Here is a 24,196-nt window from a genome sequence, read left to right as displayed (position 1 = left end):
GCCTACTTAACAGATTAGATTACTTTTGTACCTAATGCACGAACATAAACATATAAGTAGCGCCCAAAACCCTTTAATCAAAAAGGCTGTTTTATTAAAGGATAAGGCTAGGGAACGCAAAAAGACAGGACTCTTTTTATTAGAGGGACTGCGTGAATTGAGCATTGCCATTAAGGCCGAATATGAAATTACGACCATTTTTTATTGTGCTGATATTTTTGAGAACAGCGATGGCAATAGCCTTTTAAAAGATTTTCCTGAAAATAAAATAATTTCCGTTAGTCATGAAATCTATAAAAAACTAGCTTATAGAGATACTACAGAAGGTATTTTGGCCATTGCAAAAGGAAAAGACCATACTTTGTCCACTTTAGCGTTCAACAAACCCAATCCGCTTATCCTTGTTGCTGAGGCCCCTGAAAAACCAGGAAATATAGGCGCGTTGTTAAGAACGGCAGATGCTGCCAATCTAGACGCCGTTTTTATTGCAAACCCAAAAACGGACCTGTACAATCCCAACATTATACGATCAAGCGTTGGATGCGTATTTTCAAGGACAATCAAGACAGGGAGCACACAAGAAATTATTTCCTATTTACAACAGGAACGGTTTGGCATTTTCTGTGCCGCATTGACCGCATCAAAAGAATACACCTCAATAAACTATACTGGCCCTACAGCTATAGTGGTCGGCACCGAACATGATGGACTTAGCAAGGAATGGCTTTCCAATTCAACTCAAAATATTATAATACCAATGGATGGAGAAATAGACTCCATGAACGTTTCGGTATCAGCGGCAATACTTATCTTTGAGGTCAAAAGACAGCAAAAACTTGGGCGTTAACCCGTTAACCATTAAACAAAAAACCAATAGCATTTTTTATGGATAGCACCTTCGTTTTTTATTGTATCCTAATTATTTTGGTTGCCGAGTTTTTATTGGCCACTGCATTAAATTTTCTGAACGCCCAAAAATTCAAAGACCCTGTTCCAAAAGATTTGGAGGATGTTTACAATATTAAGGAATATGAAAAATCCCAAGCTTATAAGCTAACCAATTACAGATTTGGAATTTTGACCTCTACCTTTTCATTGGCACTTATACTTGGGTTTATAGTTTTTGGAGGATTTAATTGGGTAGACCAAATTGCCCAAAATAGTACAGACCACCCTATTGGCCAGGCCTTACTATTTTTTGGAATTATTTTATTGGGCAGTGATATCATCAATATACCGTTTACCTATTACCAAACATTTGTCATAGAAGAAAAATTTGGGTTCAACAAAACAACACATAAAACCTTTATCTTGGACAAAATAAAGCAATGGGCACTAACTTTAATTGTTGGTGGTGGTATTTTAGCGTTGATTATATGGTTTTTTCAGACCGCAGGCACAAATTTTTGGTGGTACACCTGGATTGCCATTGCATTTTTTACCTTAATCGTTAATTTATTTTACAGCAAATTAATTGTTCCTTTATTCAACAAACAAGAACCCTTGGAGGCTGGTAGCCTTAAAGAGAAAATAGAACATTATGCGGCCAATGTAGGTTTTGACCTTAAGCACATATTCGTTATCAATGGATCAAAACGGTCTACAAAGGCCAACGCTTATTTTTCCGGATTTGGCAAGGAAAAAAGAGTGACCCTATATGACACATTGATCAATGATTTGGAAGAGGAAGAAATAGTTGCCGTTTTGGCACATGAAGTGGGCCATTACAAACGCAAGCACATTATTTTCAATTTGGCATCTTCCATTTTACTTACCGGCTTAATGCTGTTTTTGCTATCATTGTTCATTAATAATCCTGAAATATCTTTAGCTATAGGTGTAGATAGACCCAGCTTTCACGCCGCTCTAATTGGTTTTGGTATACTATACAGTCCGGTTTCAGAACTTACGGGGCTGTTAATGAATTATTTTTCCCGAAAATTTGAATACCAAGCAGATGATTATGCAAAGAACACTTATGCCGCAACGCCGTTGGTAACTTCCCTAAAGAAATTATCAAAAAACAGTTTGAGCAACCTGACCCCTCATCCGGCCTATGTTTTTATGCATTATTCCCACCCACCGTTAATTGACCGCATACGTAATTTAAAGGCATAATTTTTGTTGTTCATCATTTAAGATTATCTTATTTTTAATCTAGTATGACACAGGCAGCGATAGAAAAGGAAAACAAGCTTATAGCTCAAGAGTATAAGGAACTTTTACGTATTAGTTACCAAACCTTAACAGATGAGGACAAAACTTTAATACGAAGTGCTTTTGAGGTAGCTGTTGACGCGCACAAAAACCAAAGAAGAAAATCTGGTGAAGCTTATATCTTCCACCCAATAGCAGTTGCTAAGATCGTAGCATCCGAGATAGGTCTAGATGCCGTATCCATTGCCTCTGCCCTTTTACACGATGTAGTTGAGGATACAGAATATACTTTGGACGACCTAGACCGTATGTTCGGTGAGACCGTAGCACGTATTGTTGATGGGCTTACTAAAATTGCCCATTTAAAAAAGGAGATGAACATCTCTCAACAAGCGGAGAATTTTAGAAAAATGCTGCTGACCTTAAATGATGATGTTCGTGTTATTATCATTAAGATAGCCGACCGTTACCATAATATGCTTACCATGGACTCCATGCCGGAGCATAAACAGGTTAAAATAGCGTCTGAAACCTTATACATATACGCCCCGTTGGCCCACAGGATCGGCCTTTATAATATAAAGACTGAACTGGAGGACCTGAGCCTTAAGTACACAGAGCCAGAAGTATATAATTCCATAAAGGATAAAATTGAGGAAAGCAAGGAGGAACAACAGGCGTATATAGATGCATTTTCCGCTACAATAGACAACTCATTAAAAAAAGAAGGCTTAAACTACATTATAAAAGGTAGAATGAAATCTATCTTTTCAATGAGAAGAAAGATGCTGGCGCAAAATGTCACATATGAAGAAATCTATGATAAGTTCGCCATAAGAATCATCTATGAGTCAGATGCGCAGAATGAAAAATTCTTGGCCTGGAAAATATATTCCATTGTTACGGACCACTTTACACCTAATCCCGTACGTCTTCGTGATTGGATTTCCTCTCCAAAGTCCACAGGTTACGAAGCTCTGCATATAACGGTAATGGGACCTCAGGGTAAATGGGTTGAAGTACAGATAAGAAGTGAGCGCATGCATGAAATTGCAGAAAAAGGATATGCGGCCCATTTTAAATATAAGCATGGCAACCAAAAAGAACAAGGTATTGAAGTCTGGTTGAACAAACTTCAGGAAGCTTTGGAAAATGCAAATACAAATGCAGTGGATTTTGTGGAGGAATTTAAACTCAACCTCTACTCCAAGGAAATTTTTGTATTTACCCCTAAAGGGGATTTAAAATCCTTACCAAAAGGTGCTACACCGTTAGATTTTTCCTTTAACATACATACCGAGGTAGGTATGCGTACAAGGGGTGCAAAAGTTAACGGAAAATTGGTTCCTCTGAACACCACGCTACAAAGTGGCGACCAAGTAGAAATTATAACTTCAGAACAGGCCAGGCCCAACCAAAACTGGTTGGACTATGCCACAACGGCCAGGGCCAGGGCAAAAATAAAATCTGTATTAAGGGAAGAGAAAAAATCCGTTGCAGAAGAAGGAAAAGAAATATTAAGAAGAAAATTAAAGTCCCAAAAAATTAATTTGAACGAGGACTCCATCAACAAAATGGTGACCTATTTCAAATTAAAGACCAGTCTAGATTTATTTTACAGGGTGGGTATTGGTTCTATAGACAACACCATGTTAAAGGATTTTGCATCTTCTTACAACAATGCATTTATCAGTTTCTTTAAAAACAGAATGCGACGTACACCAGCTCCTGAAGATATCAATAAAGATGAAATTACGTCTAAATATGATATGCTGGTTTTTGGCAAGGAAGAGGAAAAACTGGAATACAAATTATCCCAGTGCTGTAATCCTATACCAGGTGATAGTGTTTTTGGTTTTGTCAGTGTTTCCGAAGGTATTAAAGTACACAAAAAGAACTGTCCCAACGCTATATCGCTTCAGTCTAATTACGCCTATAGGATCATTACCGCAAAATGGATAGATTCCTCTCAACAAGAATATCAGGCAGATATTGAATTAACGGGAATAGATAACCTAGGCCTTATCAATGACATTACGGAAGTCATTTCGGATATCATGCATGTTAATATGCGAAACCTTAATTTTAGTACGGACGGGGGCACCTTCAAAGGCAAGATTACCGTAGTGGTCAAGAACAAGTCAATCCTTAAAAAACTGACCGATAATCTTAAGGAGATACACGGTATTGACAAAGTAACCCGAATTTAGAAAAAGGAAATTAAAATTTAACTGTACATTTGTATATTAATGCAGTAAATATGTCTTCGGATAAAAATCAAGAAATTGTAAAAAATGTCTTCACAACCTTTTTAGAGGACAAAGGACATAGAAAAACCCCAGAACGCTACGCTATACTTCAGGAAATATATGAAAGTGACGAACATTTTGATATAGAATCGCTGTATATCAACATGAAGAACAAGAACTATCGTGTTAGCCGGGCTACTTTATACAATACCATTGAACTTCTCTTAGATTGCAAGTTGGTACGCAAACACCAATTTGGAAAAAACCAGGCACAGTATGAAAAATCATATTTTGACCGTCAGCATGACCATGTCATACTTACCGATACCGGTGAGGTTATGGAATTTTGCGACCCAAGAATTCAATCTATAAAAAAAACCATTGAGGAGGTTTTTGATATAACCATCAACACACACTCCTTATATTTTTACGGAACAAAGAATACGCCCACCAAAGAGGTAGGCAAAAAATAAAATAACTAACCTAGTATATAAAAATTAAATGGCAGTAGATTTATTGTTGGGCCTACAATGGGGTGACGAAGGAAAAGGAAAAATCGTAGATGTATTAACCGCAAATTATGATATCATTGCTCGTTTTCAAGGTGGACCAAATGCAGGCCACACGCTTGAATTTGATGGTATAAAGCACGTGTTACACACCATACCCTCTGGAATTTTTCATAAAAATGCAGTAAACGTGGTAGGAAACGGGGTTGTTATTGACCCTGTTATATTTAAAAAGGAATTGGATGCGCTAAAGAAATTCAATCTTGACATCAATGCCAAGTTGCTAATTTCTAGAAAAGCACATTTAATACTACCTACACACCGTTTATTGGATGCCGCATCGGAAGCTTCAAAAGGTAAGGCAAAAATCGGTTCTACTCTTAAAGGTATTGGGCCAACGTATATGGACAAGACCGGGAGAAATGGTATGCGCGTAGGTGATTTGGAATTAAATGATTGGAAAGAAAAATACAGAAACCTGGCCAATAAACATGAAGCCATGATTAGCTTCTATGACGTGGATATACAATATGACCTAGCAGAATTAGAAGCAGATTTCTTTAAGGCAGTAGCAGCGCTAAAGGATTTGACCTTTATTGATAGTGAGGAATATTTGTACCAAGCTCAAAAACAAGGCAAGAAAATTTTAGCAGAAGGTGCACAGGGATCCTTATTGGATATTGATTTTGGCACCTACCCATTTGTAACCTCATCCAATACAACGGCTGCCGGAGCATGTACAGGATTGGGCGTAGCTCCAAACCAAATTGGAGAGGTAAAAGGAATCTTCAAGGCATATACTACTAGGGTTGGTAGCGGCCCTTTCCCTACGGAATTGTTTGATGAGGACGGTGAGACCATGGGTCGGGTAGGAAATGAATTTGGAGCCACCACAGGAAGACCCAGAAGATGTGGATGGTTAGACTTAGTAGCCCTAAAATATGCGGTACGCATTAATGGCGTAACGGAACTCATGATGATGAAGGGCGATGTGCTTAGTGGTTTTGATAAACTTAAAGTGTGTACCGCCTACAATTACAAAGGAGAGCAAATAGACCATTTTCCATATAATATTGAAGCGGAAAACGTTACTCCCGTTTATACAGAAGTTAATGGTTGGAAAGAGGATTTGACAAAAATGACCGCTGCGGATCAATTACCAAAAAATTTAATGGACTATATTTTGTTCTTGGAAAAAGAATTGGAGGTACCCATTAAAATAGTCTCCGTTGGTCCAGATAGGACACAGACGATCCATAGATAAACTTTCAGCGACCCATAGAGGTTGTTCAACTTTTAAGAATGGCGATATAGGGAAATACCTTTATCGCCATTCTTTTTTTTTGTACATTCCGTAATGTGCTTTTTACCAACTACGATGTTAAAATAATAGCGACATATGAAAAAATTAACGTACCCAACTATCTTATCTGTAATTTTACTTATCACATCCTGTAAAACAGAAAAGAACAAACCTGAAGGTCAAGAAGAAATTACGGTACAACAAACGCAAGAAGAATGGATACCCTTGTTTGACGGTAAGACTACAAAAGGTTGGCGGGCCTATAATGGTGATGAATTGCCACCGGGGTGGATCGTTAAGAACGGAGAATTGACCTTTGACATCGAGCTTGGAAAGGAACAGGATTATACGGGAGGTACAGATATCATATATGGAGCGGAAGAGTTTGATAATTTTGAACTTTATCTTGAATGGAAACTTCCAAAAGGAGGAAATAGCGGCATATTTTACCATTTAAAGGAAGGGTATGATTCGCCGCCGGAAGTAGCTCCGGAATACCAATTGATCGATGATGAAAATTATGCAAGCATACATGACCTAACAGCGTACAATCTAAGTTTGGGCTATACGGACAAACCAGAGGAGCTGAAACCTCTACAACAAACAGGGTCGGATTATGCCATGCATGCAGCAGATCCAAATGGTAAAATCCTTAACCCAGTAGGAACATGGAACACTACCAAAATAATCTTTACGCCCAATCAGGTAGAACACTGGCTGAACGGCAAAAAAGTAGTATCTTTTGTTCCATGGGACGATGCTTGGTACGAGAAAAAACATTCCGACAAATGGAAAAATAGTGAAGATTACGGAAAATACAAGACCGGTTTCATAGGACTACAGGATCATTCAAGTCCAATTTGGTTCCGGAACATTAAAATCAAAAAATTATAACCAACTACCAATGAACAAAAGAGATTTTATCAAAAATGCAGCTGCATTGTCCACCTTTGTATTATTGCCATCAGGACTTTGGTCGTGCAAAAATGAAGCCTCAAAGGCCAAACCAAAACGTTTGCGCACCGCACATATAGGTGTTGGCAATATGGGTGCGGAAGACCTAAAAGCAATATCATCGCACCAAAAAGTAGATGTTACCGCTTTGTGCGATGTAGATGCCAACAACTTGGCTGCTGCTAAGGAGCTGCACCCCAATGCAAAAACGTATTCTGACTATAGGATCATGTTAAAGGAAATGGGCGACGAAATAGATGCGGTGATAGTGTCCACTCCTGATCACACCCATGCACCCGCATCTATGATGGCTATGGAAATGGACAAACCGGTCTACTGCCAAAAACCATTGACCCATTACGTATCCGAAGCGCGGGCAATGAATAAGTTGGCAGCGGAAAAAGGCCTAGTAACCCAAATGGGAATTCAGGTACACTCATTTTATGATTATAAATTAGCTACACTTTTAATTCAGTCCGGCATAATCGGAAAAGTACATACCGTACGAGCATGGTCACCCAAAGATTGGGGGTATGATGGCGATGAACCAACCGGGGAGGACCCAGTACCAGAGACTTTGGACTGGAACCTATGGCTGGGTACCTCAGCCCAAAGGCCATATAAAGAAGGTTTTTACCATCCAGGAAACTGGAGAAAATTGGTAGACTATGGATGTGGTACTTTAGGAGATATGGGCGTTCATATTTTTGATACACCTTACAATGCCCTGAATCTTCAAGTACCAAGGACCATAAAGAATGAATGCAGGGAACCAAACGGATTTGGCTACCCTCAAAAAAATAAGGTAACCTATGAGTTTCCACAGACAAAGTTTACTGCAGAAACGCTAACATGGGTTTGGTATGATGGGCCGGGAGCCCCAGAAGATCATGAAGATTTATTATTGCCAGGCGCTGAACATGTCTCAAAAAATAGTGATAGCGGAGATGATACCTTAGAGGACAAAATGTCTTTGGAAACCAAAACCGCCGGTGAAGGAACGTTGCCGGATCAAGGAGCTATGTTCATAGGTGACAAAGGCAGATTGCTGCTTCCTCATTTCATGCAGCTCCCCAAAAAGATAGTGGATGGAAAATTTGTGGATATTTCTGCAGAGATAGAAGCAGTAGAAAAAGCCAATAATATGGGCAAACCCATTCGTAATTACGATACTGAAGGACCTAAACATTATCACCAATTCGTTGATGCTTGTTTGGGCACGGGAGAAACTACGGCTCCTTTCTCCTACGCATCACGTTTAACGGAAACAATTTTATTAGGTGTCATTGCGGGTAGGTTCCCCAACCAAGTATTACATTGGGACAGTGAAAAGGCAAAATTTGCCGAAGAAGAGGCAAATGCTTTTTTAGAAGGAGATTATAGAAATTTTTAATGAACAGTTTCAAAATTACAAAAACCACTTTCGAGTGGTTTTTTTATATCTATATTTAAAGAACAATTTAGTTCAACCAATTAACAAACCATGAAAAGCAAACCATACGATCAACTTTTCAAACTTACCATTAGCATTTCCTGTTTACTTTTCGCCATAGGTTGTACCAAAAAAAACGACCCTTTAATTTCAATTGAACCACATTCCTCCATCGTTTTAATTGGCAATAATTTAGGCTCTCGAATGTTGAATTACGGTAGTTTTGAAACAGAAATGCACTTACGTCATCCTAAGGATTCCTTATTAATAAGAAATATGTGCGATGGTGGCAATAGCCCGGGCTTTAGGCCCCATTCAGGCAGAGTATATCCGTGGGCTTTTCCAGGAGCCGATAAATTTCAAAATGAACTGGCCCAAAATTCTGGAAGCGAAGGCGTGTTTGAAACGCCTGATGAATGGCTGGCTCGTTTAAAGGCAGATATTGTAATAGGTTTTTTTGGATTCAACGAATCTTTTGAGGGGGACCAAGGTTTAGAAAATTTTAAGGCAGAACTAAATGCTTTTATCGAACATTCCCTTAAACAAACATATAATGGCTCCACCCCTCCAGAATTGGTGATTGTTTCCCCTATAGCTTTTGAAGACCTCTCCGATCATATGGATGTACCCAATGGAATTCAGGAAAACAAAAACTTGGATTTATATTCCCAGGCCATGGAAGAAATTTGTGCATTGAAGAATGTAGCTTTTATCAATGTATTTAAGGAGTCCAAAAAATGGTTTAAGGAAAAAAAAGAAGATTACACCATAGATGGATCACAATTAAATAAATTCGGTTACGAAGTGTTTGCCTGTTTTTTGGCCAATGAACTCACTGGAAACAAAAAGATTACCAATGAAGACTATAGGTTAGCAGTCAATAAAGCAGTAAACGAGAAAAATTTTTATTGGCATAATGACTTCAAGATTCCCAATGGTGTTCACGTTTTTGGAAGACGTCATGCCCCATATGGTCCGGACAATTATCCGTTTGAAATACAAAAAACAAGGGAATTGACTTCGGTAAGGGATACTTTGATATGGTCCTCTGTACAAAATAAATCTTTTGACATTGAGGCTGCAGATGCACGAACAAGTAAACTACCACCGGTAGAAACCAATTATAATTTAGGAAACAAAGAGGATATCGTGCATTACAAGTATGGTGAGGATGCTCTTGAAACACTTACAGTACCTGAAGGATACAAAGTTGAACTGTTTGCTTCGGAAAAAGAGTTTCCAGATTTGGCAAACCCAGCACAGATTTCTTTTGATAACGAAGGTAGGTTATGGGTAGCTACCCTCCCCTCTTATCCCCACTACAAACCAGGAGACCTTAAACCAAATGATAAAATAATAATTCTGGAGGATACCGATAAGGATGGCAAAGCAGATAAACAAACGGTATTTGCGGACCAGTTACATTTGCCGATCGGCTTTGAATTTGCACCGGAAGGCGTATACGTTAGTCAAGGCACCAACCTCAAGTTATTTACGGACACCGATGGTGATGATAAAGCAGATAAAATAGAAATTGTTTTAAGCGGTTTTGACGATCATGATACCCACCATGCCATTTCTGCATTTTGCGCAGACCCCTCTGGCGCATTCTATATGTCTGAAGGTATTTTTCTTCACACCAATGTAGAAACATCCTACGGGCCCGTACGCGCCACCAATGGTGGTTTTTACAGATACAATCCGCAACGTAAAAAACTGGAACGTACATTACAGGTAGCCATACCCAACCCTTGGGGCATTGCTTTTGATGAATGGGGGCAAGATTTCTTTTTGCATACTTCGGGCCCAAAAGTTAATTGGATGATGCCAAGTTCCCTAAAACCAATATATGGCGTCTTTTCGCCCTTGACAGAAGAATTGATAGAAAAGGAGCATAGGGTTAGGCCCACATCAGGTATGGAGTTTATTTCAAGCAGACATTTTCCGGATGATGTCCAAGGTGATATGCTGTTGGCAAACTCCATAGGATTTTTAGGACTGAAACAACATGAGATGATGGAGGACGGTACGGGGTACAAAACCAAACATCGTCAAGACTTGATTACAAGTACGGATCCCAACTTTAGACCCGTGGAAATGGAGTTTGCCCCAGACGGATCATTATATGTCGTAGATTGGCACAATGTGCTTATAGGCCATATGCAGCACAACGCTCGCGACCCTTTGCGCGACCATGTTCATGGCAGAATATACAGGATAACCTACCCATCTAGACCATTGGTACAACCGGCAATGGTAAATGGTGCATCATTGGCACAACTATTTGAAAATTTAAAATTACCGGAATATAGGACCCGTTACCGTACCCGTAGGGAACTAAGGGGAAGAAATACAGAAGAAGTCCTTAAAACTGCCAAAGAGTGGGTCATAAACCTAGATGAAGATGACCCAAATTATGACCATAACAGATTAGAGGCGTTATGGGTTTCATGGGGAATGAACAAGGTAGATGCCGAACTGCTATTGGAACTATTCAAATCAAAAGATCATAGGGTACGCGCAGCAGTGGTCAGGGTAGTTAGGTATATGGGACACCAAGTGGAAAATTCACAGGAAATATTGATGCAGGCAGCCTCCGATGTTCATGGCAGGGTGAGACTTGAAGCAATTACCGCGGCATCATGGTTGCCACAAGCAGAAGGTATAGAAATACTTGATATAGCAAGACAACACCCGTTGGACGAGTGGATGTTGGATTCTTTCAATTTTGCGGAAACAAGGTTGACCGGAAACTTTTTGGAGAAAGCAGATGAAAAAATTTTGGCATCACACCTAAAGGATGAAGATTTAAAAATATTCATTAAAGGGAAAAAAATTTATGAGACAGAAGGGTATTGCATAACCTGTCATCAAGAAAGCGGCAGTGGACTCCAAAAAGCCGGATACCCCACCTTAGTTGGCCAACAATGGGTTTTAGGCGACCAGGACAGACTAATTAAACTTGTCCTGCATGGACTTTATGGACCAATGGATATTATGGGCAACCATTATGACGGGCAAGTACCCATGATGGCGTTCAAGGGATTATTGACCGATGAGGAAATTGCAGCGGTACTGACCTATGTAAGAAATTCATTTGGCAATAAAGCTTCGGTCATAAATAAGGAACAAGTACAAAAAATTAGGGAAGCAACTAAGACCCGAGAAGCTTTTTATACCCCAGAAGAATTATTGAAAGAACATCCCATGCAATAAAAAATAGACCAATTACCACCTATGAAACACATATTTGATAAAATAGTTTTTACAATGGTCGCCATTGCCTCCATATTGGCCTGTGGAGAGAACAAGAAAGAGAAACAAAAATTGGACGACGGGACTGCGCCACCTCCCCATATTGTTTTTGTAACCGGCGACGAAGAATACCGTTCTGAAGAATCCATGCCAATGCTGGCCAAATTGGCAAAGCGTGAGCTAGGTGCCAAAGTCACTGTTTTATATGCGCTGGACAGCCTTGGTTTTATAGACCCTAACAGAACCGATCATATTGCAGGTTTGGAAGCATTGAAAAATGCGGATTTAATGGTCATATTTACAAGATTCAGGAACCTGCCTAAAGAAGAGCGCACCTATATTACTGATTATGTAGAATCTGGAAAACCTATAATGGGATTTAGAACGGCTACCCATGCGTTTATGTATAAGAAAGATTCTTCCCTAACAGTATTTAACGGGGAATGGCCCGCCAAGGTATTTGGCCAACAATGGATAACACACCATGGCCATTTTGATGATGGCAAGTTTCAAGTAACCAATGTAACGGTCAAGGAAGGACAGGAAACACATCCTATATTAAGGGGTTTCAATGATTTTAAGGCATATTCCTGGTTATACCATGTTGATGGCGGCGGTTGGAAACTTCAAGGAGACAGCAAGCCAATTCTTATGGGGCACTCCACAAAATCACAGCATGAAATTGATGGCAAGTTGAACAAGTATCCTTTGGATAACCCCGTTGCATGGACCAAAAGTTATACGGGCTCTTCTGGAATCAAGGCCAGAGTTTTCTTCACAACTCTTGGCCATCCTTTTGACTTTAAAATTCCCGAAGCTAGAAAAATTGCTTTGAACGGTATTTTTTGGGCCTTGGGAAAGGAAAATCTTATTCCAGAAGATGGTGCAAACGTTGTGTTGGACGAAGCCTATATGCCCAACAACTCAGGATTTGGACAAAAGTTTAAAAAGAACAGGAAACCAGAGCTAATACCCTAAGCGTTTCCTAAATGTATACTAATAGTATTATCCGCTCTTGGAAATTGTTCTATTTTTGAAAAAAAAAGTAGATTGAAAACTATCGGTTTATTCGCCCTATTACTTTTGGCATTTGCAAATCATGGTCTAGCCCAAAATAGTGCGGATCAAGAAGAAGCCAAACAAATTAATATTGTTCATGGGGCCAATTTCACAAAGAACGAAGTAGACTATCCCGGAGCTTCAATATTCAGCAAAGATGAACGACAGGTACAATTTGAACATCAAGGTGCAGACCTTTGGTGCGATGTAGCCATTTATTACCAACTTGAGAACCGCTTGGAAGCCATTGGCAATGTAATTCTGAAACAAGGGGACTCGGTTCAAATGACCAGTAAAAAAATCAATTACCTAGGGGACGATAAATTGGCAAAAGCATGGGGAAACGTCATTTTAAAAAATGCCTCCATGACCTTAAAAACGGACACCCTGAGATTTGACAGGGAAAAACAAGAGGCCTTTTATCGTGACAATGGTACTGTAATTGATTCGGCAAATACGTTGACCAGTAAGATTGGCAAATACTTCATGGAATTGAAAAAGTATCAATTTTTGGATAGCGTACATGTTCAAAATCCAGAATACACCTTAGATTCCGAACAGTTGGATTATTACACTACCTCTAAAAATGCATACATGTACGGCCCCTCTACAATTGTAGGGGAAGCCTATAAAATTTACTGTGAACGTGGATTTTACGATACTAAAATAGAAAGCGGTTATGGTATTAAAAACACACGTATAGATTATAATAATAGAATAATTGAAGGGGATAGCGTTTATTTTAACAAAGCCAATGAATTTGCATCTGCTACCAATAATATTACCGTAACGGATACCATTAACAAGGGTATCATAAGGGCACATTATGCAGAGGTACATAAAGCAAAAGACTCTGTATTTGCCACCAGAAGAGCGGTATCTATTTCAGTACAGCAACAAGACTCGCTCTATGTACATGGAGACACTTTGATGGTTACCGGCAAACCTGAAGAACGCTTGCTCAGGGCATTTAGAAATGCCAAATTCTATAAGACAGATTTGAGCGGTAAGTGCGATAGCATACACTCGGAGCAAAAGACAGGTATCACCCAATTGATCAAAAATCCGGTTATATGGAACGGTGCCAATCAAATGACAGGAGACAGCATCCATTTAAAATCCAATCTAAAAACTGAAAAACTAGATTCCTTAAAAGTATTAAGAAATGCCTTTATAATTTCTTTGGATAGTGTTAGCATGACTGGTTATAACCAGGCAAAGGGCATTAACCTATTTGGCAAGTTCATAGAAAACGAATTAAAATTAATTGACCTGGTACAAAATACGGAGGTGGTCTACTACATGTATAATGATGACGATGAACTTATTGGGATAGATAAAACGGTATGTAGCAAGATCAGGATAACCATGGAAGAGAACGATATAGAAAACCTTACTTTTTTTACGGATCCAGATGGTGATATATTTCCCGAAAAGGACCTGCCCGAAAATAGCAGGATATTAAAAGGATTTGTGTGGCGCGGAGATGAGCGTATTTTGACCAAGGAGGATATTTTTGACGAGGACGACAATAATTTGGAACTGGTGGTCATTCAAGGAATAGACAATCCTATTGACATAGATGCAGAAGAACAGCAGCGCAGTCAAAATGAGTCTGACCCCGTAAATAAGATCAAAACGGACAATGCCGTAGACCCAAAAGCAAATGCAACTAAAAAGAAGGTGAATTAAATAGTTCCCATGACCAAGGACTTTTTAAAATATCAGGCACAAACCTCACCCTACCCTTTAGGGATGGAAATTTCACATGCCAGTGGTAGCTATATTTATGATACTGCCGGTAACGCACATTTAGATTTTGTTGCAGGGGTTTCTGCCTGTACCTTGGGGCACAGTAATCCTAACGTGGTAGAGGCCGTACAGAAACAAGCTGCAAAATACATGCATGTAATGGTTTATGGTGAATATGCACAATCGCCCGCAACGGAGTATGTAAAGTTGTTGGCCGCACAATTGCCCCAGCCCTTGGAGGTTACTTATCTGGTAAATTCAGGAACGGAAGCAATTGAGGGAGCTTTAAAATTGGCAAGGAGGTATACGGGGAGATCACAGATAATATCCGCAAGGAACGCGTATCATGGCAATACGATGGGAAGCTTAAGTTTAATGGATTTTGAGGAACGCAAAAGTGTGTTTAGGCCATTGCTCCCAGACGTGTATCACATAACCTTCAATAATGAAAAGGAATTAAATAAAATTACCACCAAGACGGCGTGTGTAATTTTGGAGACCATACAAGGAGGTGCCGGATTTATTGAACCCCAAAACCGGTATTTGGAAAAGGTAAGAAAACGTTGTGATGAAACCGGTGCGTTATTGATACTGGATGAGATACAGCCTGGATTTGGACGGACCGGTAAACTATTTGCCTTTGAACATTACAATTGTGTACCGGATATATTGGTCATTGGTAAGGGAATGGCATCGGGTATGCCCGTTGGGGCCTTCGTGTCCAGTCCTAAAATAATGGGTACGTTAAGTGAACGGCCTAAAATGGGACATATTACCACATTTGGAGGACATCCGGTGGTAGCATCGGCCAGTTTGGCCACCTTAAACGAGCTACTGCAGACCACTTTAATAAAAGATACTTTGACCAAAGAACAAGTATTCAGAAAGCACTTGGTCCATCCAAGGATAAAAGAGATACGCGGAAGAGGATTAATGCTCGCTTTGATAATGGATACTGCAGATACGGCCAACTCCGTCGTGCTTAAAGCTAAAGAGAAAAATTTAATATTGTTCTGGCTATTATTTGAAGATAAAGCAGTAAGGATTACCCCTCCCTTAACCATTTCCGTAGAGGAAATTATAGAAGGATGTGCTATAGTTTTAGGTATTTTGGATAGGCTGTAATTCAAGGTTGTTAACTAATTTGTTAATAATATAGCCACTATCACCTACCCTAACACGCTTCAAACACTTACTTTTAATTATCTAGAAATCCCAAAAAGTTCCTATGGCGTTAGAATCTAACGAGAAACCGGACAAACCAATTACAAAATTTGAATCGATGCTCAAGACAGACGATGTCTATTTCTTTGATGCGGAGGATTTTGAAGATATTGTTCACCATTATCTAAACCACGGGAAAATTTCCTTGGCCAAAAAAGGCATTAAGATAGGGTTACAACAGCATCCTGCATCAATTGAATTAAAATTGCTTCAGGTTGAAGTATTGGTGTTTGAAAATCAAATAGAAAAAGCGGAAGCATTATTGGATGAACTGCAACTGCTAGACCACCAAAACGAAGAGATCTATATACAACGTGCAAATATTTTCTCCAAGCAGGACAATCATGAAGCTGCGGTTGAACTATTGCGCCAAGCCCTAGCCTTCAGCACCAATAGTTTTGACATTTATAGCTTACTTGGTATGGAGTATCTGTTCATGGACGATTTTAAAGAAGCTAAGAAAAGCTTTATGAAATGTGTTGAATATGATGAACAGGATTATTCATCGCTCTACAATGTAATTTACTGTTTTGAGTTTTTGGAAGATTACGATGGGGCCATCATATACTTAAACGACTATTTGGAAAGTAATCCGTATTGCGAAGTAGCTTGGCACCAACTAGGTAAGCAATATTCGTATATAGAAATGTACGCAGAGGCATTGACCGCCTTTGAGTTTGCCATTATATCAGATGACAGTTTTATAGGTGCATATTTTGAAAAAGGAAAGGTGTTGGAGAAATTAGGTAGACATAAAGAGGCCATAGAAAATTATGAGACCACAATATCTATTGAAGATCCCACCTCACATGCATTCTTAAGAATAGGAAAATGCTATGAAAAGCTTAAAGATATTGAAATGGCCAAATATTACTTTTACCAAACGGTACATGAAGATCCGTTATTGGATAAAGGATGGTTGGCCATTACCAATCTTTATTACAATATTAAAGACTTTGAAAAGGCAGTTTTTTACATCAATAAAGCACTTAACATAGATGGGGAAAACCCACTATACTGGAAAAAGTGTGCACAGATTCATACAGCGCTCAAAAATTATGACCAAGCAGATTTTGCCTTTAAGCAAACCGTGGATTTAGGTAATTATGAATTGGATACGTGGTTGAAATGGGCAGACGTGGTGCATATAAATGGGGAAACCCATGCCGCAATAGAAATTCTGGCACAAGGAAGGGAATTTTATCCTGACAATCTTAAGCTTTTATATAAATCTGTAGGATTTCAATGTATGGCCAATGATTTGATCAATGCCAGAATAACTTTGATGGATGCGCTAAAGATTGACAAAAATCAAAAAAAGCTTCATCTGTTCAAAGAAAAATTTCCTGAATTTGGCAATTCTGATTGGACCCAGAAAATTGTAAACAAATACAATAAAGCCTCTTAGAACGGGTTCTACATTTCATGGAAAATAGAAAACCATTAGATTACATATTTATTAGCCTTAAAGGCATGGCCATGGGCATTGCGGAACTGGTCCCCGGGGTATCGGGAGGAACCATAGCTTTTGTTACGGGAATATATGAAGAATTTATAACCTCGATCAACAACGTTAATTTAACGACATTAAAATTGTTTAGGGAAAAAGGGTTTGCCACCTTTTGGGACAAATTGAACGGAAATTTTTTAGTAGCTCTTTGTTTGGGAATGCTTATTAGTATACTCTCACTTTCAAAAGTAATTTCCTGGCTTCTGGTTACCCACCCCATACCTACTTGGGCATTTTTCTTCGGGTTGGTTCTGGCAAGTGTACTATTTGTTGCGAAATCAATTAAAAAATGGGGTATACTGGCTATAGCGCTGTTCATTTTAGGAACCGTATCCGCCTTCTATATTACTACGCTACCACCATCAACAAGTACGAGTAGCCTACCATTTATATTTCTATCCGGCGCCATAGCCATTTGTGCAATGGTCTTACCAGGTATATCCGGGTCCTTTATTTTAGTATTGCTCGGCTCGTACAAAACTGTGCTAGAAGCGGTAAACGATAAGGACCTCGCCATAGTAACGACTTTCGCCGCAGGGGTAATTTTTGGTATTTTGAGTTTTGCAAGAATCTTAAAATGGATGTTTACCAATTATAAAGATGCGACATTAGCGGTATTAACAGGTTTTATTTTAGGCTCTTTGAACAAAATATGGCCTTGGAAAAATATTACCGAGGTTATACAGATTGGCAAAAAGGAGATTATTATAGATGAAAACATATCGCCATTTTCTTTTACTGGTGATAATCATTTAACCTTTGCAATTGTAGTTGCTGTCATTGGTTTTTCCCTTATTTTTATATTGGAAAAATCAGCTTCCAAGAAGTAAGCAATAAAACTACATGAACCATCCCAGATCCTTAACCGATAAAATTTTCTTGGTCATAAAAGGATTATGCATGGGTACAGCCAACAAAGTACCCGGCGTATCTGGGGGCATCGTTGCTTTTGTAGGAGGGTTTTACGAGGAATTTATATACTCGCTTCAAAAAATCAATGCAAAGGCGTTCAAATTATTGATCAGCGGAAGATTTAAAAGCTTTTATAGATATATAAACGGACCCTTTTTAACCCTGTTGATCTTTGGTATGCTCATAAGTTATTTCAGCATATCCAAACTACTGGATTATTTTTTGGTCAAAAAAGAATTACTGGTCTGGTCCACTTTTTTTGGTATGATATTAGGTTCTATCTATTATATAGGTAAGGATTTTGATTATTGGAAAAAGAAGACCTTTACCGCTGCACTCATAGGATTAGGTATTGGTGTTGCCATTAGTTTTTTGAGTCCGGCAAAGGAAAACGACAATTTAATATTCATATTTCTATGTGGTATGATCAGTGTATCCGGCATGACCTTACCAGGACTTTCGGGTTCTTTTATTTTAATTCTCTTGGGCAATTATGTGCTGCTTTTAGTAGATTCCGTAAATGCCCTGTATGATACTTTTTCAGAAATAATTGTTGGTGATTTTAGCTTCACTTCTAATAGTGAACGATTGCATACCTTAAAAATATTAGCGGTGTTTACATTTGGCTCCGCAACAGGCTTGGTAACATTATCACATGTATTAAGTTTTGTCCTAAAACATTATAAACATATTACAACTGCCACCATATTAGGTTTTATTACTGGTTCTTTGGGCGTTGTATGGCCTTGGAAAAAAACAATTTATAAAATTGGTGAAGATGGCGGTGTATTACTGGATTCCAATGGAAAAAGGATAATCATGAATTATGAACGTTTTCTACCGGACATGGGCATTTTAGAAAATTGGACCGCTATATTATTTATCGTTATTGGTATTAGCATTTTGTTACTTTTAGATTGGTATGGAAAAAACAGAACAACATAAATTTGGCTTGGTAGGAAAGAATATTTCGTACTCTTTCTCCCGGGGATATTTCAAAAAAAAATTCCAAGATTTAGGTCTTGAAAATTATAGTTACGAAAATTTTGACTTGAATTCCATAGAAGTGTTTCCTTCAATATTTTCAAACAACAATACAATTAGCGGACTCAATGTGACCATTCCCTATAAAGAAGAGGTCATTCCTTACTTGGACCATATTGATCATGCGGCTCAACAAATTGGAGCGGTGAACACCATAAAAATTGATGAGAATGGCCTTACAGGCTTTAATACGGATGCCTATGGTTTTAAAAACGCCATATTGCCCTACATACAACCTCACCACAACAGTGCATTGATATTGGGTACCGGAGGCGCTTCAAAAGCAATAGCTTTTGTACTTGATGAATTGGGAATTGATTATAGATTTGTATCAAGGTCAGGCAAAAAAAATGGTTTTAGATATAATGAGTTAACCGGTGATACTATCGAAAAACATACCTTGATCATTAATTGTTCTCCTGTAGGTACCTTTCCTAATATAGAGGAAAAACCTGCCTTACCCTATACTTCTATAGGCCAAAAACATTTATTGTTCGACCTTATTTATAACCCGGAGGTTACGGCATTTTTGCAAACGGGTAAATTAAATGGAGCACGTACTTGCAACGGGTTAAGAATGTTGGAGTTACAAGCGGAGAAAGCATGGTCTATTTGGAACAATATTTAATAAAGAAAAAAACTCTATAGTCTAAAATGCATAAAAAAACGCAATTTTAAAGCATGCCAATGCACCGTAGGCCAATACTAAAAATAGACGCTAATACTTTGCAATTCTAGGGGTAGTCACTATCTTGTAAACATATAATTAAGGAATATGTCCGAGGATAAAGAACACCAATTACCAGAATCATCAACAGAAGAAAATTCTACTACGGATACTTCAAGTAACGTTGCGGAAGGTCAAGATGTACAGGAGGAAATTACAGAAGAGCAAAAAACGGAAGAATCTTTAGATTCAGTCGCAAAAGAACCTGATGCCATAGATGAAATAGATGAGTCCAATGCAGAGGACGCGGAAGATGAAGATACTGTTAAAAGACATGAAATACCTATGCCGGATTATCATGAAATGAACATGGAAAACCTGGTTGGGGAACTGCAACGCTTAGTTAAAAATGAAAAGGTACAGGCCATACGTAAACATGTAGATTCCATTAAAGATGAATTCAACCAAAAGTTCGATGAATTTATAGAAGAAAAAAAGGAAGAATTCATAGCCAATGGTGGAAATGAAATTGACTTTAGGTACAACTCCGTTGACAAAAGACAATTCAACGAAGTGTATGCAGAATATAGGGAGAAAAGAAATCAGTATTACAAAAGCTTAGAAAAAAGCCATAAAGAAAATCTCGCCTATCGGTTAGATTTAATAGAACAGTTAAAAGCTTTGGTAAATGTTGAGGAGGATATTAACACAACCTACAACAACTTTAAGGATATACAGGCCAAATGGAGGCACGCGGGTCCTATACCTAAGGCCAATTACAACAATGTTTGGAAAACGTATCACCACCACATTGAAATTTTTTATGATTTCTTAAATATCAACCGGGAATTAAGGGATCTTGATTTTAAGCACAATCTGGAAGAGAAAAGCAAAATAGTCACAAGAGCTGAAGAACTTGCCAAAGAACCAGATTTAAATAGGGCCTTTAGGGAATTACAAGTATTACATAAAATCTGGAAAGAAGATTTGGGACCGGTTGGCAAAGAGCATCGGGAGGAAATCTGGGGCCGATTTAGCGCGGCTACCAAAACTATTCATGAAAGAAGACAGGACTATTTTAAGAACCTTGATCAAATCAAGGAAGAAAATTTAGAGCGCAAGAATGCCATCATAGAAGAAATAAAGGAAATAGCATCTTCTGTTTCTTCCAATCATGGTACTTTGCAGCAACAAATAAAAAAGATTGAGGAATTAAGGGAGACATTCTTTAAGGCCGGCCAAGTTCCCCAAAAGGTGAATTCCAAAACATGGAATGCGTTTAAAAGCGCAGTACGTGAATTCAACCAAAACAAAAATGCCTTTTACAAAAACTTAAAAAAAGAACAACAGGAAAACCTGCAAAAGAAAAGGGAGCTCCTTGATTTAGCTATATCATTAAAAGATAGTGAGGATTGGGATGTAACCACCTCAGAAATGAAGCGTATACAAAGCCAATGGAAAAAGATAGGCCATGTTCCGCGTAAATATTCCGATAAAATTTGGAAGGATTTTAAAAATGCCTGTAACCATTATTTTGACAGATTAAATGCACTTAAGAATGATGCATTTAAGGAAGAAGAAGAAAATTACAAGAAAAAAGATGCCTGTATTGAGCGTCTAAAGGATTTTAAATTGAGCGGCGAAAAAGAAAAGGACCTTGCAGCTATTAAGGAATTTACAGAAGAATGGAAAAAAATTGGTAAAGTTCCGTTCAAGAAAAAGAACATTAACCAAAAATTCGACAAAATAATTGATGCCTTGTTCCATAAATGTGGAGTTAGCAAGCAAGAGTCTGAACTGTTGAAATATGGTAATAAAATTCAACAACTCAAAACAACGGATAACCAAGAACAGGCAATTCAAAACGAACGCGCTTTTATTAGGAAAAAAATAGATGAGAGCAAGAGCGAAATAAGGCAGTTGGAAAACAATCTTGAATTTTTCTCGAATGCATCTGAAAGCAATCCGTTGGTACAGGATGTGATAAAACGAGTCAATCAGCATAAAGAATCGCTAGCTGCTTGGAAAGCGAAATTGAAAAAATTGAATATTCTAAAAAATAATTTGACCAAGGATGTAAATGAAAGCGAAGGTGTTGCCGGTGAGGAAGAATAAAAAACAAATGTAGTTGACCGCAATTCTGAATAGTATTAATCGATAGTATTAAGGTCAACATTATCATGAAGCATCTTATACTTTTGACAATTATGTTCGTTATAGGTGTATTTAATAGACCCCTAACAACAAATAACATAGTTCCCTATTCATTTCCCCAAGAAAATACCCAAGAGAATGCCTATATCATTCTTATGGACCAATGTAATGGCTGTCATATTACTAAACAAAGAGGTATGGTGTTTACCCGTGATAATATTAATCTTTATTCCTTGGCTATAGAACAGCAAGTATTTGTAAAGAAAAGAATGCCAAAAGGCAAAAAGAATAAGCTTACCTCAACAGAACTGAACAAGCTTAGATTATGGTTAAATAGCTTAAATAATCATTGACATAAAAAAGCCTCTATCAATAAGAGGCTTTTTTATCATTATATGATTTATTATTACTTGGCTACATTCACCGCCCTAGTCTCCCTGATAACGGTAACTTTTACCTGACCAGGATATGTCATATCCGTTTGAATTTTTTGTGAAATCTCAAAGGACAATTGTGCTGCCCTTTCATCATTTACTTTTTCGCTCTCAACAATAACCCTTAATTCTCTACCGGCCTGTATAGCATAGGCTTTCTGCACCCCGCTAAAACCAAATGCAATTTCTTCCAAGTCTTTTAAACGTTGAATATACGAATCCAACACCTGTCTTCTAGCACCTGGTCTAGCCCCGCTTATGGCATCACAGACCTGTACTATTGGAGCTATAAGAGTCTTCATTTCTATTTCATCATGGTGGGCTCCAATGGCATTACAGACCTCAGCTTTTTCTCCAAATTTCTCCGCCCATTGCATACCAAGGATAGCATGTGGAGTCTCCACTTCATTTTCAGTATTGGGCACTTTACCAATATCATGCAATAGACCTGCTCGTTTGGCAATTTTAGGGTTAAGACCAAGTTCAGATGCCATAACACCACACAATTTGGCAACTTCCCTAGAGTGCTGCAACAAATTTTGGCCATATGAAGAACGATATTTCATTCTACCCACGGCACGTATAAGTTCAGGGTGCAATCCATGAATACCTAAATCAATGACCGTACGCTTACCAATTTCAACAATTTCCGCCTCTATTTGTTTCTCGGTCTTCTTAACGATTTCTTCAATTCTAGCCGGGTGTATTCTACCGTCTGTCACTAATTTATGTAACGACAATCTTGCCACTTCTCTACGTACAGAATCAAAACAGGAAAGGATGATAGCTTCAGGAGTGTCATCAACAATGATTTCCACACCAGTAGCCGCCTCCAATGCCCTAATGTTCCTACCTTCCCTACCAATAATTCTACCCTTAACGTCATCAGATTCAATATTGAATACAGAAACACAGTTCTCTACAGCTTCTTCCGTACCAATTCGTTGAATGGTATTGATAATGATCTTACGGGCTTCTTGTTGGGCGGTAAGTTTGGATTCTTCTACCGTAGATTGTATAAAGGCCATAGCGTCTGACTTGGCAGTCTCCTTAAGGCTTTCCACCAATTGATTTTTAGCTTCATCTGCAGAAAGTCCAGATATGACCTCTAGTTGCTGAACTTGGCTTTTGTGCATCTTGTCCAGTTCTTCGTGTCTTTTTTCAAACAAGGCCCTTTTCTGCTCTACTTCCTTTAGTTTTCCGTCTAACTGGGAGTTCATTTGTTTGTTTTTGGCAAGCTCGCTACTCACTTGAGATTCCTTATCTCGCGTACGCTTTTCCGCCTCGCTTATTTTTTTGTCCTTCCCGTAAATTACTTTTTCATGTTCGGCCTTTAGTTCTAAAAACTTTTCTTTGGCCTGTAATATTTTTTCCTTCTTAATGCTTTCCCCTTCCTTATTTGCTTCCTTTATAATGCGCTCAGCATCTTTCTTTGCATTTATTATGGTTTTAGAGGCTTTCCCTTTTTCCAAAAATTTTGCTATTGCAAAACCGATTGCCAGCCCTACTATTGCGGCAATAATTATCATTGTACTATCCATAGTCTAATTAATTAATAAAAAAAAGCCCACATTGGAGAAG

The 24,196-nt window shown here is 38.4% G+C and carries 18 protein-coding genes; 17 read left to right on the top strand and 1 reads right to left on the bottom strand.

The features are described 5' to 3' along the window. Positions 1-34: 34 nt before the first annotated feature. The 17 genes from Q2T41_RS16285 to Q2T41_RS16205 all read left to right on the top strand — a co-directional run bounded on the left by Q2T41_RS16285 (position 35) and on the right by Q2T41_RS16205 (position 22,534). On the top strand, positions 35-847 hold the full coding sequence (locus Q2T41_RS16285; RefSeq protein WP_304436938.1) for a TrmH family RNA methyltransferase: 813 nt from the start codon (positions 35-37) through the stop codon (positions 845-847). 38 nt (positions 848-885) lie between these two features. Then, positions 886-2,118, top strand: coding sequence for a M48 family metallopeptidase (locus Q2T41_RS16280; protein WP_304436937.1), 1,233 nt, complete (start codon positions 886-888; stop codon positions 2,116-2,118). 44 nt (positions 2,119-2,162) lie between these two features. After that, positions 2,163-4,367, top strand: coding sequence for a RelA/SpoT family protein (locus tag Q2T41_RS16275; RefSeq protein WP_144805446.1), 2,205 nt, complete (start codon positions 2,163-2,165; stop codon positions 4,365-4,367). 50 nt (positions 4,368-4,417) lie between these two features. Then, a complete protein-coding gene (locus tag Q2T41_RS16270) occupies positions 4,418-4,879 on the top strand; it encodes a Fur family transcriptional regulator (protein WP_089261842.1) in 462 nt (153 codons plus the stop codon). A 28-nt stretch (positions 4,880-4,907) separates the two neighbouring features. Further along, positions 4,908-6,179 (top strand): adenylosuccinate synthase, encoded by a 1,272-nt coding sequence (locus Q2T41_RS16265; protein ID WP_304436936.1) that lies wholly within the window; start codon positions 4,908-4,910, stop codon positions 6,177-6,179. A 135-nt stretch (positions 6,180-6,314) separates the two neighbouring features. Next, on the top strand, positions 6,315-7,112 hold the full coding sequence (locus Q2T41_RS16260; protein WP_304436935.1) for a 3-keto-disaccharide hydrolase: 798 nt from the start codon (positions 6,315-6,317) through the stop codon (positions 7,110-7,112). A 10-nt stretch (positions 7,113-7,122) separates the two neighbouring features. Next, positions 7,123-8,565, top strand: a complete 1,443-nt coding sequence (locus Q2T41_RS16255) for a Gfo/Idh/MocA family protein (protein ID WP_304436934.1) — start codon at positions 7,123-7,125, stop codon at positions 8,563-8,565. A gap of 90 nt (positions 8,566-8,655) precedes the next feature. Continuing rightward, on the top strand, positions 8,656-11,820 hold the full coding sequence (locus Q2T41_RS16250) for a PVC-type heme-binding CxxCH protein (protein WP_304436933.1): 3,165 nt from the start codon (positions 8,656-8,658) through the stop codon (positions 11,818-11,820). Positions 11,821-11,841: 21 nt separating this feature from the next. Beyond that, on the top strand, positions 11,842-12,837 hold the full coding sequence (locus Q2T41_RS16245; protein WP_304436932.1) for a ThuA domain-containing protein: 996 nt from the start codon (positions 11,842-11,844) through the stop codon (positions 12,835-12,837). A 72-nt stretch (positions 12,838-12,909) separates the two neighbouring features. Then, on the top strand, positions 12,910-14,610 hold the full coding sequence (locus tag Q2T41_RS16240) for an OstA-like protein (protein WP_379921069.1): 1,701 nt from the start codon (positions 12,910-12,912) through the stop codon (positions 14,608-14,610). A 9-nt stretch (positions 14,611-14,619) separates the two neighbouring features. After that, a complete protein-coding gene (locus tag Q2T41_RS16235; protein ID WP_304436931.1) occupies positions 14,620-15,795 on the top strand; it encodes an aspartate aminotransferase family protein in 1,176 nt (391 codons plus the stop codon). A 103-nt stretch (positions 15,796-15,898) separates the two neighbouring features. After that, complete coding sequence (locus Q2T41_RS16230) at positions 15,899-17,302, top strand: tetratricopeptide repeat protein (RefSeq protein ID WP_304436930.1); 1,404 nt, start codon at positions 15,899-15,901, stop codon at positions 17,300-17,302. Positions 17,303-17,319: 17 nt separating this feature from the next. Then, the gene (locus Q2T41_RS16225; protein WP_304436929.1) at positions 17,320-18,234 is read left to right on the top strand and encodes a DUF368 domain-containing protein; all 915 of its coding nucleotides are present in this window, start codon (positions 17,320-17,322) and stop codon (positions 18,232-18,234) included. A 13-nt stretch (positions 18,235-18,247) separates the two neighbouring features. Continuing rightward, positions 18,248-19,261, top strand: coding sequence for a DUF368 domain-containing protein (locus tag Q2T41_RS16220; RefSeq protein ID WP_304436928.1), 1,014 nt, complete (start codon positions 18,248-18,250; stop codon positions 19,259-19,261). After that, positions 19,239-19,988, top strand: coding sequence for a shikimate dehydrogenase family protein (locus Q2T41_RS16215; protein ID WP_304436927.1), 750 nt, complete (start codon positions 19,239-19,241; stop codon positions 19,986-19,988). Before Q2T41_RS16220 ends, Q2T41_RS16215 begins: the two co-directional genes overlap by 23 nt. A 147-nt stretch (positions 19,989-20,135) precedes the next feature. Next, positions 20,136-22,142, top strand: coding sequence for a DUF349 domain-containing protein (locus Q2T41_RS16210; RefSeq protein WP_304436926.1), 2,007 nt, complete (start codon positions 20,136-20,138; stop codon positions 22,140-22,142). A 65-nt stretch (positions 22,143-22,207) separates the two neighbouring features. Continuing rightward, positions 22,208-22,534, top strand: a complete 327-nt coding sequence (locus Q2T41_RS16205) for a hypothetical protein (RefSeq protein ID WP_304436925.1) — start codon at positions 22,208-22,210, stop codon at positions 22,532-22,534. Positions 22,535-22,587: 53 nt separating this feature from the next. Here Q2T41_RS16205 and rny read toward each other — a convergent pair whose 3' ends face one another. Then, the gene (gene rny / locus Q2T41_RS16200; RefSeq protein ID WP_089261868.1) at positions 22,588-24,156 is read right to left on the bottom strand and encodes a ribonuclease Y; all 1,569 of its coding nucleotides are present in this window, start codon (positions 24,154-24,156) and stop codon (positions 22,588-22,590) included. Between the last annotated feature and the right edge of the window lie 40 nt (positions 24,157-24,196).

Source organism: Maribacter confluentis, assembly GCF_030505015.1.
GTDB classification, from domain to species: Bacteria; Bacteroidota; Bacteroidia; order Flavobacteriales; family Flavobacteriaceae; genus Maribacter; species Maribacter sedimenticola.
Note: the sequence above shows the minus strand (reverse complement) of the source record. Positions and strands in the feature narration are given on the sequence as shown.